This window comes from Microbispora sp. NPDC004025, from assembly GCF_053604425.1.
Genome location: NZ_JBSGHN010000015.1, coordinates 16,169 through 31,112, shown reverse-complemented (window position 1 = coordinate 31,112; position 14,944 = coordinate 16,169). Strand labels below are relative to the sequence as shown.

14 protein-coding genes are annotated in these 14,944 nt (G+C 72.4%); 3 read left to right on the top strand and 11 right to left on the bottom strand.

The window, feature by feature from the left end; genetic code table 11:
* Positions 1-25: 25 nt before the first annotated feature.
* Both rsfS and ACWEQG_RS30585 read right to left on the bottom strand, forming a co-directional pair.
* On the bottom strand, positions 26-430 hold the full coding sequence (rsfS, locus tag ACWEQG_RS30590) for a ribosome silencing factor (protein WP_169984765.1): 405 nt from the start codon (positions 428-430) through the stop codon (positions 26-28).
* A 132-nt stretch (positions 431-562) separates the two neighbouring features.
* On the bottom strand, positions 563-1,084 hold the full coding sequence (locus ACWEQG_RS30585; RefSeq protein WP_363463221.1) for an ArsR/SmtB family transcription factor: 522 nt from the start codon (positions 1,082-1,084) through the stop codon (positions 563-565).
* Between the two features lie 71 nt (positions 1,085-1,155).
* Between ACWEQG_RS30585 and ACWEQG_RS30580 the strand changes: the two genes are divergently transcribed.
* The gene (locus ACWEQG_RS30580; RefSeq protein ID WP_452290003.1) at positions 1,156-2,385 is read left to right on the top strand and encodes an MFS transporter; all 1,230 of its coding nucleotides are present in this window, start codon (positions 1,156-1,158) and stop codon (positions 2,383-2,385) included.
* Between the two features lie 26 nt (positions 2,386-2,411).
* Here ACWEQG_RS30580 and ACWEQG_RS30575 read toward each other — a convergent pair whose 3' ends face one another.
* Entirely contained in the window at positions 2,412-2,879 is a 468-nt protein-coding gene (locus tag ACWEQG_RS30575; RefSeq protein ID WP_452290001.1) for a hypothetical protein, read from the bottom strand.
* A 239-nt stretch (positions 2,880-3,118) separates the two neighbouring features.
* On the bottom strand, positions 3,119-3,730 hold the full coding sequence (gene nadD, locus ACWEQG_RS30570; RefSeq protein WP_169984771.1) for a nicotinate-nucleotide adenylyltransferase: 612 nt from the start codon (positions 3,728-3,730) through the stop codon (positions 3,119-3,121).
* Between the two features lie 106 nt (positions 3,731-3,836).
* On the opposite strand from nadD, the gene ACWEQG_RS30565 reads away from it, so the two are divergent.
* The gene (locus tag ACWEQG_RS30565; protein WP_452290296.1) at positions 3,837-4,856 is read left to right on the top strand and encodes a M48 family metallopeptidase; all 1,020 of its coding nucleotides are present in this window, start codon (positions 3,837-3,839) and stop codon (positions 4,854-4,856) included.
* A gap of 47 nt (positions 4,857-4,903) precedes the next feature.
* On the opposite strand, the gene ACWEQG_RS30560 is transcribed toward ACWEQG_RS30565, so the two are convergent.
* The gene (locus ACWEQG_RS30560) at positions 4,904-6,472 is read right to left on the bottom strand and encodes a serine/threonine-protein kinase (RefSeq protein ID WP_452289999.1); all 1,569 of its coding nucleotides are present in this window, start codon (positions 6,470-6,472) and stop codon (positions 4,904-4,906) included.
* Positions 6,473-6,642: 170 nt separating this feature from the next.
* Here ACWEQG_RS30560 and ACWEQG_RS30555 point away from each other — a divergent pair, with 170 nt between their 5' ends.
* Entirely contained in the window at positions 6,643-7,311 is a 669-nt protein-coding gene (locus ACWEQG_RS30555) for a LuxR C-terminal-related transcriptional regulator (RefSeq protein WP_452289997.1), read from the top strand.
* A gap of 3 nt (positions 7,312-7,314) precedes the next feature.
* Here ACWEQG_RS30555 and ACWEQG_RS30550 read toward each other — a convergent pair whose 3' ends face one another.
* The 6 genes from ACWEQG_RS30550 to ACWEQG_RS30525 all read right to left on the bottom strand — a co-directional run bounded on the left by ACWEQG_RS30550 (position 7,315) and on the right by ACWEQG_RS30525 (position 14,871).
* Entirely contained in the window at positions 7,315-8,571 is a 1,257-nt protein-coding gene (locus ACWEQG_RS30550; protein WP_452289995.1) for a glutamate-5-semialdehyde dehydrogenase, read from the bottom strand.
* Positions 8,572-8,585: 14 nt separating this feature from the next.
* Positions 8,586-9,716, bottom strand: coding sequence for a glutamate 5-kinase (gene proB, locus ACWEQG_RS30545; protein WP_452289993.1), 1,131 nt, complete (start codon positions 9,714-9,716; stop codon positions 8,586-8,588).
* A gap of 13 nt (positions 9,717-9,729) precedes the next feature.
* Entirely contained in the window at positions 9,730-11,079 is a 1,350-nt protein-coding gene (obgE, locus tag ACWEQG_RS30540) for a GTPase ObgE (protein WP_452289991.1), read from the bottom strand.
* A 96-nt stretch (positions 11,080-11,175) separates the two neighbouring features.
* Positions 11,176-11,433, bottom strand: a complete 258-nt coding sequence (gene rpmA / locus ACWEQG_RS30535) for a 50S ribosomal protein L27 (RefSeq protein WP_030505847.1) — start codon at positions 11,431-11,433, stop codon at positions 11,176-11,178.
* Positions 11,434-11,479: 46 nt separating this feature from the next.
* Positions 11,480-11,794, bottom strand: a complete 315-nt coding sequence (gene rplU / locus ACWEQG_RS30530; protein ID WP_030505848.1) for a 50S ribosomal protein L21 — start codon at positions 11,792-11,794, stop codon at positions 11,480-11,482.
* Positions 11,795-11,982: 188 nt separating this feature from the next.
* Positions 11,983-14,871, bottom strand: coding sequence for an Rne/Rng family ribonuclease (locus ACWEQG_RS30525; protein WP_452289989.1), 2,889 nt, complete (start codon positions 14,869-14,871; stop codon positions 11,983-11,985).
* Positions 14,872-14,944 lie beyond the last annotated feature (73 nt).

Sequence of the window (14,944 nt, the reverse complement as noted above, 5' to 3'; positions counted from 1 at the left end):
CGCGCCGCCCCGATGATGGCGTTCGTCACCGGGCCGCTCCGTGCCCGCGCTGCTCGGCCACGCGCTTGACGCTCTCCGGCAGTTCGATGGACGGGCAGTCCTTCCACAGGCGCTCCAGCGCGTAGAAGTTGCGGTCCTCCTCGTGCTGCACGTGCACCACGATGTCGAGGTAGTCGAGCAGGACCCACCGCCCCTCCCGCTCGCCCTCACGGCGTACGGGCTTGGCGTCGGCCTCGACGCGCAGGCGCTCCTCGATCTCGTCGACGACCGCGCGGACCTGGCGGTCGTTGGAGGCGGAGCAGAGAAGGAAGGCGTCGGTGATGACGAGCTGTTCGCTCACGTCGTAGGCGATGATGTCGTCGGCCAGCTTCTCGGCGGCGGCCTCGGCCGCCACCCGCACGAGCTGGATCGATCTCTCGGATGCTGTCACGATTCGGTTCTGTCCTCCGTTGACGGGCTCTTACCAGGGTGCACAGTTCGCGTGTCCCCTACAACCGGCTTTCCCGGGGAGACCCTACCGGCACACCTCGGCGATTCCGGAGTTATGCCCGGGATCAGGAATTCAACGTCCTTCGGAGCCCGTGGATTCCAGCAGAGGAAAGGCCGCGACAGTGGCGCCGACCCGGATGGTGCCCGGCGTGCGGGGGGCCGCCGCGCCCTCGTGCAGGTCGACGATCGCGGCGAGGATCCTGGCGCGGACGTCGTGCCACAACTCGGGCTCGACCCACAGCTCGGCGTCGGCCGTCACTCCCTCCTCGTCCGCGCGCCGCCGCCCGGCCCGCTCGCGCAGCGCCCTGGCCAGTGCCTCGGCCAGCAGCGGGAAGCCGTCCAGTTGCTCGGTCAGCGGTGTGCCCCGCGTCGCCCGGTAACGGCGCTCACGGCCGCCGCGCCGGACGCGTACGTCGGCCAGCTCGGCCAGCCCGGCGTCGTCCAGGCAGCGCAGGTGATGGCTGGCGAGGGCGTGGGAGATGCCCAGCTCACGGGACAGCTCGGCCGCCGACATGGGCGTGCCCCACATCAGCGAGAGCATGCGCAGCCGCACCGGATGCGCGAGCGCCCTGAGCTTGGGATCCGCCTCCGTCATGGCGGAAAGTAAACACCATCACAACCCCCAAGCATTGACTTGGGGGTTGTCTGCGGCGATCATCGATCGTCGTGAAAGCCGCTCTCGCCGACCGCAACGCCCGTCGTTACCTGAGCGCCGTCGTGGTCTCCGGTTTCGGCACCATGGCCCTGTCCCTCGTCGCGGGCATCTGGGTGAAGTCGCTGACCGGGTCCGACAGTCTCGCCGGTCTCACCGCCTTCTGTTTCTGGGCGCCGACGGCGGCCGGGCCGGCCCTCGGCGCGCTGGTCGACCTCCTCGGCGCCCGGCCCGTGCTGATCTGGACCAACGTCGTGATGGGCGCGGCGCTCTGCCTGCTCTTCCTGGTCCGCTCCCCCGGGCAGGTCTGGCTGCTGTTCGCGGTGCTGGTGCTCTACGGCGTGAGTTTCGTCCTGCTCGACGCCGCGGAGGCGGCCGTCCTGCCCGCGGCCGTGCCGGAGGCGCTGCTGCCCGCGGTCAACGGGCTGCGCATGAGCGCGTCGGAGGGCACCCGCCTCGCCGCGCCCCTGCTCGGCGCCGGGCTTTTCACCGTCGCGGGCGGCGACGCGGTGGTCGCGCTCGACGCGGCCACCTTCGCGGCCGGCGCCTGGCTGCTCGGCTCACTGCGCCTGCCCGCCGCCCCCGCCCGGCGCGCGCGTGTGACGCGCGGCTGGGCGGCCCGGACCGCGGACGGGGCGCGATTCCTGTTCGGCGACCCGCTCCTGCGCCGCCTCGTGCTGTCCGGGGCGGCGCTGATGCTGGTCTCCGGCGTCAACGGGGCGGTGGTTTTCGCCGTGGTCGACCAGGGTCTCCACCGGGAGCCGGGCTTCACCGGCGTGCTGTCCGCGATCCAGGGCGGCGGCACGATCCTCGGCGGCCTGATCGCGGGGCCGGTGCTGCGCCGGATCGGGGAGGCGCGGCTGTCCGCCGCCGGAGGGCTCCTCTTCACCGTCTCGGTGGCACTGCGCGCCACCCCCTGGGAGCCCGTTGTGGCGGTGGCGAGCCTGCTGTCGGGGCTGGGCCTGCCCTGGGTGCTGATCGCCGCCTTCACCGCCGTACAGCGGATCACACCCCGCGACCTGCTCGCCACGGTGTCCGCCACCGCCAACACCGTGCTGTTCGTCCCGACCGCTGTGGGGATGGCGCTCGGCGCCGGGCTCCTCGCGCTGACCTCCTACCGTCCGGTGCTGTACGCGGCGGCGATCGGCGGCGCGCTCGCCGCGGCGTGCTGCCTGCGCCCCGGGCTCCCGCGTTCCGACGGTGCGCAGCGATCACCCCGCGATGGCCGATCCGACCTCGCCTGACTCTCCCGAGCCCTGCCGAGCGGACATCAGACACAGATCACGTAGACGCTGCCCTTGGCCTTCCTGGCGACGGCAAGCCAGCCTATCGGCTTGTCCTTGGACACGACAGGAGCACTCGCGATGATCTCCCGGCCGTTCTCCGCGGGCTCGTCGAGAAAGAATCCTCCGCCCGTCGCGATCTTCCCGCCGGGACAGGAGACGATCTTGTTCCCCCCGCCGGGGAAGTTGAAGTCCGCACGCTCGACGCTCGCCTTGACCGAGTCGGCCGGTCCCTGGGGAAGGCTCTCGTTCCACGAGAGCTTGCGTTCGCCGGCTTTGCACGTGGTCGTCTCGACGACGATGCGCACGTCGCCCGATCTGTTCTTGACGCAAGCGTGGATGACGTCCGCGTCCGAGGACGCGGCGGCGATGCCGCCCGCCGCGAAGAGGAACCCGGCGAGCACCCCGACCGTCAAAGCGGCGATCGTGCGTCCACCCGAAGACTTGATGAGCATGGGATACACCCCTCCCGAGAGAACGCGCCTCGACGCGTCAGGACAAGCCGGTGTCTCTGCCCTGCCGTCCGCGGCGGCCACGGCGGCCAGGCGTTGTTCACCGGCGAGCGCAGTCTGGGACAGGCCTCTTGCAACCGGCTTTCAGGACGGTTGCCCCACGCGGAGCGGCGGAGAGGGAGGGTCGAGCCCGGTGCTTCCCCGTGGTCGCGGCGCCCGAGCCGCGGTGGACGAGGGGTCGGTCAGGACTCCGGATCGCGGTACAGGTGGCGCTTGTTGATGTACTGCACGATGCCGTCGGGGACGAGGTACCAGATGGGCTCCCCGGCGGCCACCCGGTCACGGCACTCCGAGGAGGAGATCGCGAGGGCCGGGATCTCGACCAGGCTGACCTTGCCCGCCGGCAGACCGGGGTCCTTCAGGGTGTGCCCGGGCCGCGTGCAGCCGACGAAGTGCGCGATGGTGAACAGCTCGTCGACGTCGCGCCAGCTGAGGATCTGCGCGAGCGCGTCGGCGCCGGTGATGAAGTACAGCTCCACCTCCGGGCCGTAGACCGCGGCGATGTCCCGCAGCGTGTCGATCGTGTACGTCGGGCCGGGCCGGTCGATGTCCACCCGGCTGACCGAGAAGCGGGGGTTCGAGGCGGTGGCGATGACCGTCATCAGGTAGCGGTCCTCGGTCGAGGACACGGTCTGCTCGGCCTTCTGCCAGGGCCGGCCGGTCGGGACGAACACCACCTCGTCGAGATCGAAATGGTGGGCCACCTCGCTTGCCGCCACCAGGTGGCCGTGGTGGATCGGGTCGAAGGTCCCGCCCATCACGCCCAGTCGCCGGATCGCCGTCCCGTTTCGCATGCACGGACGATAACGCGCCTACCGGACCACACCCGAAACCGGCCCCTACCCGGACGGCCCGGGCTCCTCACGGCGTCCCGCGCGCGTCCGGCCCGTGAGACATAGCATGCGGGACATGACCACTCCCGATCGCAATCGCGTGCAGCTGACCGGCATCAGCTCACGAGCCTACGAACATCCCGCCGACCGTTCCGCCCTGGTCGCGATGCGTTCGCTGTCCGGCTTCGACGCCGTGCTCAAGCGCACGTCGGGCCTGTTCAGCGAGCGCCGGCTCCGGCTGATGTTCCTGGCCTCCGCGGTGCGCACCACCGACACCCAGTTCCGCGCCCTGCACGACATCGGCCGCGACAGCGCCTACATCCTCGACCTGCACAGGATCCCCGAGATCTACGTGCAGCAGGACCCCAAGGCGTACGCGATGGCGATCGGTTTCGACGAGCCGTTCATCATCGTCTCGACGGGGCTGCTCGACCTGATGGACGAGGAGGAGCTGCGCTTCGTCATCGGCCACGAGACCTCGCACATCCTGTCGGGCCACGCCGTCTACGGCACGATGCTCGCGATCCTGACCCGCCTGGCCACGCGGGTCGCCTGGATCCCGCTCGGCTACATCGGTCTGCGGGTCATCGTCGCCGCGCTGGAGGAGTGGCAGCGCAAGGCGGAGATGTCCGCCGACCGCGGCGGCCTGCTCGCCGGGCAGGACCCCGACGCCGCGCTGCGGGCGCTCATGAAGCTCGCCGGCGGCTCGCGCCTGCACGAGATGAACATCGAGGCGTTCCTCGACCAGGCCAGGGAGTACGACACCGCCGGCGACGTGCGGGACGGCCTGCTGAAGGTCCTCAACATGCTCGGCACGACCCACCCCTTCGCGGTGACCCGGGTCGCCGAGCTCGACCGGTGGCGTCGCAGCGGCGAGTACGAGCGCATCATCGCGGGCGACTACCCCCGTCGGGAGGACGACGCCAACGCCAAGATCACCGAAGAGATCAAGGCGGCGGCCAACTCCTACCGCGAGTCCTGGGCCCAGTCGCAGGACCCGTTCATCGGCGTGCTGCGCGACGTCGCCGAGGGCGCGGTCAACGCCGGCGAGCGTATCTTCAACCGCTTCGCCCGCCGCGAGAACTGACCCCGGGACGCGCCCGCGGGCTGCCCGCGGCCGTCAGAGGAAGGCCGTCAGAAGAAGAAGGCCACGGCGCGCACGGCCGCCGCGCAGAGCGCGACGAAGCCGCCCAGGACGGCGAGCGCGCGCAGGCCCTCCCGCCGCAGGCCGGGAATGGCCGCTCCCGCGCGCTCGATCTCGCGGCCGATGATCGCGCCGCTGACGACACCGAACGCGACGCCGGCGATGGTGACGGGCACCGGCCTCGTCCACCACTCCGGCTCCAGTCGCGCCCCCGAGCCCGCCCACAGCGCCGCGAACGCCGCCGCGGCGGCGGGCAGTCCCGGCCACGCGGCGGCCGACAGCAGCGAGCCCGCCAGCGTGAGCGGGAACGCCAGCGCGCGCAGGAGTGCGCGGGCGCGGCCGGGCCGGCGGCCGCGCACCAGCCAGTGGCTGGTCCACACGGCCCTGGTCACCACGGCGAAGGCCGCCGTGATCGCGAAGGTCGCGAGCGGGTAGATCACCGACGCCACCACGCACGGGACGGCCAGCAGGGCCACCAGGACCAGGGCCGCGTTCCCGGTGGGGATGCCGAGCGCCCCCTCGGGCGCGTGGGTGTCCGCGCGGCCGCCGGTGGACCGGGCCTGTGCGCCCGTCCCGCCGCGTCCACGTGGACGTTCCGCGGCCTGGCCCTTCACCGCCGGCTCCGCGGTCTTCCCCGCCGCCGTACGCGGGGGCGCCTCGGCACGGACCCGCGCGACCGCCTCCGCTCCCACCCTGTCGGTGGCGCGGTCGGCGGCCCTGTCGGTGGCGCGGTCGGCGACACAGTCGGCCGCGGACGTCTCGCTGGCCCGGGCGAGCCGGGACAGGCGGTCGGCCAGCAGGGCGGCGGTGGGACGGCGCGCCGGGTCGCGGTGCAGCGCCGCGCGCACCAGCGGCAGCAGGGCCGCGGGAACCCCCACGAGATCGGCCTTTCCGTTCAGCACGGCGTACATCTGCGACTCCGCCGTGCCCCGCCCGAAGGTCGGCCGTCCGGTGGCGGCGAACGCCACGGTGGCGGCCCAGCCGTGGACGTCGGCAGGCTCCCCCACCGTCTCGTCCGAGAACACCTCGGGAGCGCAGTAGCCGGGCGTGCCGAGGAACGTGCCGGTCATCGTGACCCGCGTCGCGTCGAGCACCTGGGCGATGCCGAAATCGATCAGCACCGGCCCGTCCTCGCCCAGCAGGACGTTGGCCGGCTTGACGTCGCGGTGCACGACCCCGGCCGCGTGGATTATCGCCAGCGCGGCCGCGAGGCCCTGCGCCAGCATGATGAGCCGGGACTCCTGCAGCGGCCCGCGCCGCCGTACGGCGTCGAGGAGGTTCTCCCCCTCGATGTACTCCATCACGAGGTACGGCCGGTCGCCGGACAGGTCGGCGTCGAGCACCTGGGCGACGTACGGGCTCTCGACCCGGCGCAGCGCCCGGACCTCGCGTTCGAGGCGTAACCGGGCGTCCGGGTCGTTCTCTATGGGGTCGCGGAGCATCTTCACCGCGACGCTGTCGCCCCGGCGGCCGACGGCGAGGTACACCTCACCCATGCCACCCCGGCCCAGCCGCTCCTGCAGCGCATAGGGGCCGACCCGACCAAGACGTCCAGCCATAGGAGCGCCAACCATAGCGGTCCGGCCGCCCGAATCGGCGGAGGCGCGCCGTAGAGCCGCATACAAGCCGTTGCCAACCGGCTCACAAGCCCGCCCCGGCAGTCTGTCCACGACGACGGCCGGACCGCAGGGCCCGCGCTCCCCATCGGCGAGACGAAGACAGATGAACGATGACTGAATCCTCCGGCGCGATCACCGTCGTGATCGCCGACGATCACCCCCTGTTCGTCGAGGGGATCCGGTCCGCCCTGCAGCAGGAAGCCGCGCAGGCGGACGGTCTCTCCGTCGCCGGGACCGCCTGTGACGACCTCGACGCCCTCCGTCTGTGCGTACGGCTGTCGCCGCGGGTGCTGCTGGCCGACCTGGCCATGCTGGACGGGCTCGACTCCCTGCGCCGTCGCTGCCCCGCCGTACGGGTGCTCGCGCTGGGCGACGACGACGGGGAGGCGGGCTTCTTGGGCGCGCTGCGCGCCGGCGCGCACGGCTACCTGCTGAAGGACTCGAAGCCCGCGGAGATCGCGGCGGCGGTCCGGTCCGTGGCGCTCGGGCAGGTGGTCTTCGGCGGCGGGCTGGCGCCCCGGCTCCTCGACCGGCTCACCACTCCGCCGTCCCGCAGCCCGTTTCCCGGCCTCACCCAGAGGGAGCACGAGATCCTGGAGCGGCTGGCCGACGGCAGGTCCAACGCCGAGATCGCCCGCGAGCTGTGCCTGGCCACCAAGACCGTGCGCAACCACGTGAGCAACGTGCTGGCGAAGCTGGAGGCGCCGAGCCGGGTGGACGCCGCCCTGCGGGCCAGGGACGCGGGCCTCGGCTCGCGTCCCGTGCTCACGCGCGTCTGAGCGTCACCCGCGGACGTGACCCTCGCCGGTGTAGATCCACTTCGTGGAGGTGAGCTCCGGCAGCCCCATCGGGCCACGGGCGTGCAGCTTCTGGGTGGAGATGCCGATCTCCGCCCCGAAGCCGAACTCCCCGCCGTCGGTGAAGCGGGTCGAGGCGTTGACCGCGACCGCCGCCGAGTCCACGGTCGCCACGAACCTGCGGGCGGCCTGCTGGGACCGGGTCACGATGGCGTCGGTGTGGGCCGAGCCGTACCTGCGGATGTGCGCGACCGCGTCGTCCAGCGAGTCCACAACGGCGGCGGCGATGTCGAGGGAGAGGTACTCGGTGGTGAAGTCCTCCTCGGTGGCGGCCACGACGTCGGCGCCGTAGGCCCGCACCCGCTCGTCCCCGTGGACGGTGACGCCCGCGTCCTTGAGCGCCGTCAGCGCCTTCGGGACGAACTCGTCGGCGATGGCGGAGTGCACGAGGAGCGTCTCGGCCGCGTTGCACACCGAGGGCCGCTGCGCCTTGGCGTTCACCAGGATCTTGAGGGCGGTGTCGATGTCGGCGTCGGCGTCCACGTACACGTGGCAGTTGCCCACGCCGGTCTCGATCACCGGCACGGTCGACTCCTCGACCACGCTGTTGATCAGCGAGGCGCCGCCGCGCGGGATCAGCACGTCGACCAGGCCGCGGGCGCGCATCAGGTGCTTGACCGACTCGCGGGTCTGGCCCGGCACGAGCTGCACGGCGTCCGCCGGCACCTCGGTCGCCGCCAGCGCCTGCTGCATGACGCGCACCAGCGCCGTGTTGGAGGAGTACGCGCTGGACGAGCCGCGCAGCAGCACGCCGTTGCCGCTCTTGAGGCACAGCGCGGCCGCGTCCACGGTCACGTTGGGCCGGCCCTCGTAGATGATGCCGATGACGCCGAGGGGCACCCGCACCTGGCGCAACTCCAGGCCGTTGGGCAGGGTGCCGCCGCGCACGACCTCGCCGACCGGGTCGGGCAGGTCCGCCACCTGGCGGACGGCCGCCGCGATCGTGGCGATCCGGCCGGCGTCGAGCCGCAGCCGGTCGATCATCGCCTCCGAGGTGCCGTTCTCCCTGGCCCGGTCCACGTCCGCGGCGTTGGCCGCGACGATCTCGTCCGTGGCGGCCACGAGGGCGTCGGCCACGGCCCGCAGCGCCGCGTCCTTCGGCGCGCGCGGCATCGGCGCGAGCACCGTCGCGGCGTCCCTCGCCGCCCGCGCGACCTTCAGAAATTCCTCTGCCTCAGACATTGCCTCGCGCTCCGTCACTTGTGGTGGTGGACAGGCTCCAATATCACGATGTCGTCCCGGTGGATCAGCTCGCGCTCGTACTCCGGGCCGAGTGTGCTGGCCAGCTCCCGGGTGGAGCGGCCGAGCAGGTCGGGGATCTCCCCCGCGTCATAGTTGACCAGACCCCGGGCGACGACGGCTCCCGACGGCGCGCACAGGTCGACCGGGTCGCCCGCGGCGAAGTCGCCTTCGACCTTCTCGACGCCCGCGGGCAGCAGCGACTTGCGCCGCCCGACCACGGCCTCGACCGCGCCGGCGTCCAGGTGCAGGCGGCCCCGGCCGGTCGTTGCGTGGGCGAGCCACAGCAGCCGGGTGCCGGGGTGCCGGCCCCCCGGGTGGAAGCAGGTGCCGATATCGGCCCCCGCGAGCGCCTGCGCCGCGTGCGCCGCCGCCGTGAGCACGACCGGGACCCCCGCCCCGGTCGCGATGCGGGCCGCCTCCACTTTGGTGATCATGCCGCCGGTGCCGACCCGGCCGGAGGTGCCCAGCTCGACGCCTTCCAGGTCCTCGGGCCCCCGGACCTCGGCGATGCGGGTGGCGCCGTCCTTGCGCGGGTCTCCGTCGTACAACGCGTCGACGTCCGACAGCAGCACCAGCCCGTCGGCGTGGGTGAGGTGGGCCACCAGCGCCGCGAGCCGGTCGTTGTCCCCGAACCGGATCTCGTCGGTGGCCACGGTGTCGTTCTCGTTCACGACGGGCACGATGCCGAGCTCCAGCAGCCGGGCCAGCGCCCGCTGGGCGTTGCGGTGGTGGATGCGGCGCATCATGTCGTCGGCCGTCAGCAGCACCTGCCCCACCCGCAGGCCGTACCTGGCGAAGGAGGAGGTGTAGCGGGCGACCAGCACGCCCTGCCCGACCGAGGCGGCCGCCTGCTGGGTCGCCAGGTCCTTGGGCCGGTCGCGCAGCCCCAGCGGCCCGAGCCCGGCGGCGATCGCGCCGGACGACACGAGCACGATCTGCGTGCCCGCAGTGCGCCGGGCCGCCAGCACGTCGACCAGCGCGTCCACCCGGTCGACGTCGATCGTGCCGCGGGGCGTCGTCAGCGACGACGACCCCACCTTGACCACCAGCCGCGCGGCCTCGCGGATCCGTTCCCTGCCTGTCACGCCGTCTCCCCGATCAGCCGAGCCTCGCGTCGCTGCCACGCGGGCCCATGGTCGCCTCCGTGCCCTGCGACGGCTGCCAGTCGAAGACGTAGCCGCCCTCCATCGAGCCGATGATCACCTCGGCGCCGGCCGTCGCGCCGGCCTTGATCAGCTCCCCCTCGACCCCGAGCCGTTCGAGGCGGTCGGCCAGGTAGCCGACGGCCTCGTCGTTGGAGAAGTCGGTCTGCCGGATCCACCGCTCGGGCTTCTCTCCGGTCACCTGGAAGCGGTTCTCGTCGACGCGCCGCACCGAGAACCCGGTCTCGCCGAGCTGCCTGGGCCGGATGACCAGCCGTGTGGGCTCCTCGACCGGGGCCTGCGCCCGGGCCGCCGCCACCATCTCCGCCATCGCGAACGCCAGGGGCCGCAGGCCCTCGTGGCTGGCCGCGGAGATCTCGAAGACGCGCAGGCCGCGCTCCTCCAGCATGGGCGTGACGATGTCGGCCAGGTCCCGGCCGTCGGGCACGTCCACCTTGTTCAGCGCGACCAGCCGCGGCCGGTCCTGCAGCGACCCGTACGCCGCGAGCTCGGCCTCGATCGCCTCGTAGTCGGTGACCGGGTCACGCCCGGGCTCGATCGTCGCGCAGTCGAGCACGTGCACGATCGTCGAGCAGCGCTCGACGTGCCGCAGGAACTCGTGGCCGAGACCCCGGCCCTCGGAGGCCCCCGGGATGAGCCCCGGCACGTCGGCGACCGTGAAGACGGTCTCGCCCGCCGTCACCACGCCGAGGTTGGGGATGAGCGTCGTGAACGGATAGTCGGCGATCTTGGGCCGGGCCGCGGAGAGCGCCGCGATCAGGGACGACTTGCCCGCGTTGGGGAACCCGACCAGCGCCACGTCGGCGACCGTCTTGAGTTCGAGCACGATCTCGGCCTCGTCGCCCGGCTCACCCAGAAGGGCGAACCCCGGCGCCTTGCGCTTGGCGTTGGCCAGCGCGGCGTTGCCGAGGCCGCCGAAGCCGCCCTGCGCGGCGACGTACCGGGTGCCGGCGCCGACCAGATCGACCAGCACCTCGCCGGTCCTGGCGTCCTTCACGACCGTGCCGTTGGGCACCGGAAGGACGATGTCCTCCCCGTTGGCGCCGTCCCGGTTGGAGCCCATGCCCTGCTTGCCGTTGCCCGCGCGGCGGTGCGGCCGGTGGTGGTACTCCAGCAGGGTGGCCGTGTTGGGATCCACCTCCAGGACGACGTCGCCGCCGCGTCCGCCGTTGCCGCCGTCGGGCCCGCCCAGCGGCTTGAACTTCTCCCGGTGGATGGAGGCGCAGCCGTTGCCCCCGTCACCCGCCTTGATGTGCAGGACGACGTGGTCCACGAAGTCGGCCATCAGCCGCTCCCCCTAACTGCCGTATGAAAAAACGAATGAGGCGGACCGAATGCTCGATCCGCCTCATCGCGCTGCTTGTTGGTGTCCGGGGCGGATCTACTCCGCGGCCGGGACGATGCTCACCGCGCGGCGACCGCGCTTGGTGCCGAACTGCACCCGGCCGGTGGCCAGGGCGAACAGCGTGTCGTCGCCACCACGGCCGACGTTGTCGCCGGGGTGGAAGTGCGTGCCGCGCTGACGGACGATGATCTCGCCCGCGTTCACCAGCTGACCGCCGAAACGCTTCACACCGAGGCGCTGAGCGTTCGAGTCACGGCCGTTCCGGGTGGACGAGGCGCCCTTCTTGTGTGCCATGATTCACTCCCTTTTCGGGGGTAAGCGGGGGTCGTCCCCCGGGAAACTACTGTCCGGGGTTGATGCCGGTGACCTTGACCTGGGTGTACCGCTGGCGGTGACCCTGGCGCTTCTTGTATCCGGTCTTGTTCTTGTACTTCAGAATCCGGATCTTCGGGCCCTTGGTCTCGCCGAGGATCTCGGCGGTCACCTGGAACCGGGAAAGCGTGGCTGCGTCGGTGGTGACATCGCCGTCGTTGACGACGAGCACCGCCGGCAGCGACACCGAGGAGCCAACCTCTCCGGCGACCTTGTCCACCTCGAGGACGTCCCCGACGGAGACCTTCTGCTGCCTGCCGCCGCAACGAACGATCGCGTACACCGCGGAACCCTTCTACTGGCTAAATGCTGAGATGCCGCGCCCCGCATCCAGCTGCTGTCGATAACACGACCGGCGATCCGGGCAGGCGCGCGAAGCCAGGCACGCCGACACCGGGCGCACCGGTTGCCTAGGGTACCGGATATCCGGCACCCAGGTCGAACCGAGCGGATCGCCGGGTGACGAAGTCGTTACTCCGCCGTCTTCCTGCGGGAACGTCGCCGTCCCCGGGAAGCCGGCGCGGAGCCGTCGCCCTCGTCGGAATTGCCGGGATCGGCGTCGATGGCGTCGGTGACGCTCTCGCGTGCCGAGCCCGACGCCGCGGCCACCGATCCCTCGCCGGCCGCCAGCTTCTCGGCCACCGTCTTCTCGATGGCCATCTTGCCCTGCGTGCCACGCGGCTCGGGCTTCGCCTCGACCGGCTCGGTCGACACGATGATCCCGCGCCCGTGACAGCAGTCGCACGGCGTGGAGAACGCCTCAAGCAGGCCTTGACCGACCCGCTTACGCGTCATCTGCACCAGACCCAGCGAGGTGACCTCGGCCACCTGGTGCTTGGTCCGGTCCCGCGCCAGGCACTCCAGCAGTCGCCGGAGCACCAGGTCGCGGTTGCTCTCGAGCACCATGTCGATGAAGTCGATCACGATGATGCCGCCGATGTCCCGCAGCCTGAGCTGACGGACGATCTCCTCGGCCGCCTCCAGGTTGTTGCGGGTGACGGTCTCCTCGAGGTTGCCGCCCTGCCCGGTGAACTTACCGGTGTTGACGTCGACGACCGTCATCGCCTCGGTCCGGTCGATCACCAGCGAGCCGCCGGACGGGAGCCACACCTTGCGCTCCATCGCCTTGGCGATCTGCTCGTCGATCCGGTAGGCGGAGAAGGCGTCGGTCTCGTCCTCCCACTTCGTCAGGCGCTCGGCCAGGTGCGGAGCGACATAGCGGACGTACTCGTCCACCGTCGTCCACGCCTCGTCGCCCTCGACGACCAGGGAGCTGAAGTCCTCGTTGAAGACGTCGCGGACCACCCGGACGGTCAGGTCGGGCTCCCCGGACAGCAGTTCCGGCGGGCTGGCCGACTTCGCCTTGCGCTGGATGTTCTCCCACTGGGCCGACAGCCGGGCCACGTCGCGGCTGAGCTCCTCCTCCGAGGCGCCCTCCGCCGCGGTGCGCACGATGACGCCCGCGTTCTCCGGCATGACCTTGCGCAGGATTTGCTTGAGCCGGGCCCGCTCCTTGTCGGGGAGCTTGCGGCTGATCCCGGTCATCGAACCGTCCGGCACGTAGACCAGGTAGCGGCCGGGGAGGCTGACCTGGGAGGTCAGCCTGGCGCCCTTGTGGCCGATCGGGTCCTTGGTGACCTGGACGAGCACCGACTGCCCGGACTTCAGCGCCGCCTCGATCCGCTTGGGCTGGCCCTCCAGCCCCGCGGTGTCGAAGTTCACCTCGCCGGCGTACAGCACGGCGTTGCGGCCCTTGCCGATGTCCACGAACGCCGCCTCCATGGAGGGCAGCACGTTCTGGACCTTGCCGAGGTAGACGTTGCCGACGTACGACTGGCTCGACTCACGGTCGACGTAGTGCTCGACGAGGACGCCGTCCTCGAGCACCGCGATCTGAGTGCGGCCGCCCTGGCGGCGCACGACCATGATGCGCTCGACCGACTCGCGCCGGGCCAGGAACTCCGACTCGGTGATGATCGGCGGACGACGGCGGCCCAGCTCGCGGCCCTCACGGCGGCGCTGCTTCTTCGCCTCCAGCCGGGTCGATCCCCGTACGCCCTGGACCTCGTCGACCGAGGTGGACCTGGTGGCGCGGGGCGCCCGGATGCGGACGACGGTGTTCGGCGGGTCGTCGGGGGCCAGCTCGGCCTCCTCGGTACCGCGGCGGCGACGGCGGCGACGGCGCCGGGTGCCGGTCTGGCCCTCGGAATCGTCGTCCCCCTGCTCGCGGTCCTCCTCGTCGCCCGAGGCGGCCTGCGGCTCCTCGCCCTCGCCCTCGGACTCCTCGCCGTCCTCGGTGTCCCTGGCGCGGGCGCCCCGGCCGCGTCCGCCGCGACGGCGGCGACGCCTGCGGGCGCCGCCGTCGGCCTCGGACTCGTCGTCGCCGGACTCGGTCGCCTCCTCCGGCTCCTCGGCTTCCTCGTCCTCCGCCGGCGCCGGCTCGGCGACCGGCGACGCGGGCCTCTGCGCGGGCACCGCGAACGGGTCGGGAGCCTGGAAGATCGGCTGGAACAGCGCCGACGGCGCCTGGAAGGTCACCGAGGGCACGGACGGCTGAGGCGCCGACAGCCCGAAGGGATCGGCCACGACGTCCGGCCGTCCGCCGTCCTCCTCGATGTCGATGTCCTCGATGTCGAGCGGCTCGTCGTCCAGCGGTTCCTCGTCGGGGAGGTTGAGCCCGAGCGCGGCGGCGACCTCGGCCTCGGCGGCGCTCATCGCCCTGGATCGTTCCGGCGCCGGCTCCTCCGCGCGGGCACGGCGGCGCCGCCGCGGCGCGGCGGGCTCCTCGGCCTGCGGCGTGTCCCCGGCCTGCGCCGTCTGCTCCGCCTGCTCCGGCTGGGGAGACGGCTCGGTCTCCTCGGTCCTCTTGCGGGTGCGGCGACGCCGGGCCGGCGCGGCCGGCTCGTCGTCCCCGGTCGCCGCCGCCTCCGGAACGGCCGTCTCGGCGGCCGGTGTCTCGGCGGCAGGCTCGGTGACCTGTGCCTCGGCGACCTGTGTCTCCGCGACCTGGGCCTCGGCGACCTGGGCCTCGGCGGTCTTGGTGCGGCGGCGGGTGACCCGCTTGGGCCGCTCCTTCGCTACCGGCTCCTCCTGCACCGCCGACCCGTCCTGCGCGGAGGTCTCGCCGGCGGGCGCGGCGGCCACCGGGACGTCGGCGGCGACCACCGTGGTCACCGGTGGCGGCACGTCGTCCGGCTCGGGCGGGGGCCCTGCCGGACGGCTCGCCGACCGGCGGCGCGGCGTCGCGGAAACGCCGGACGGACCGGAGGAAACCGCGTCTCCCCCGGCCTGGCCGCGTTCTTCTGTTGTCGTGTCACCGTCAAGGCTCACAGCCCCGTCAGTGGGCTCGTTGTCGAGCATGCGGGCGCTCTCCCGTCAGCCTCCGGGCACGTTGCCGCGCCGCGCGAAGGCTCTCGTCTCTCGCGGTCCGCCG

Coding starts and splice junctions, on each gene's coding strand:
- ACWEQG_RS30555 (WP_452289997.1), top strand. CDS start 6,643: ATGACTGAATCCTCCGGCGCGATCACCGTCGTGATCGCCGACGATCAC.
- ACWEQG_RS30565 (WP_452290296.1), top strand. CDS start 3,837: ATGCGGGACATGACCACTCCCGATCGCAATCGCGTGCAGCTGACCGGC.
- ACWEQG_RS30575 (WP_452290001.1), bottom strand. CDS start 2,879: ATGCTCATCAAGTCTTCGGGTGGACGCACGATCGCCGCTTTGACGGTC.
- rpmA (WP_030505847.1), bottom strand. CDS start 11,433: ATGGCACACAAGAAGGGCGCCTCGTCCACCCGGAACGGCCGTGACTCG.
- nadD (WP_169984771.1), bottom strand. CDS start 3,730: ATGCGAAACGGGACGGCGATCCGGCGACTGGGCGTGATGGGCGGGACC.
- ACWEQG_RS30585 (WP_363463221.1), bottom strand. CDS start 1,084: ATGACGGAGGCGGATCCCAAGCTCAGGGCGCTCGCGCATCCGGTGCGG.
- ACWEQG_RS30525 (WP_452289989.1), bottom strand. CDS start 14,871: ATGCTCGACAACGAGCCCACTGACGGGGCTGTGAGCCTTGACGGTGAC.
- obgE (WP_452289991.1), bottom strand. CDS start 11,079: ATGGCCGACTTCGTGGACCACGTCGTCCTGCACATCAAGGCGGGTGAC.
- ACWEQG_RS30550 (WP_452289995.1), bottom strand. CDS start 8,571: ATGTCTGAGGCAGAGGAATTTCTGAAGGTCGCGCGGGCGGCGAGGGAC.
- ACWEQG_RS30560 (WP_452289999.1), bottom strand. CDS start 6,472: ATGGCTGGACGTCTTGGTCGGGTCGGCCCCTATGCGCTGCAGGAGCGG.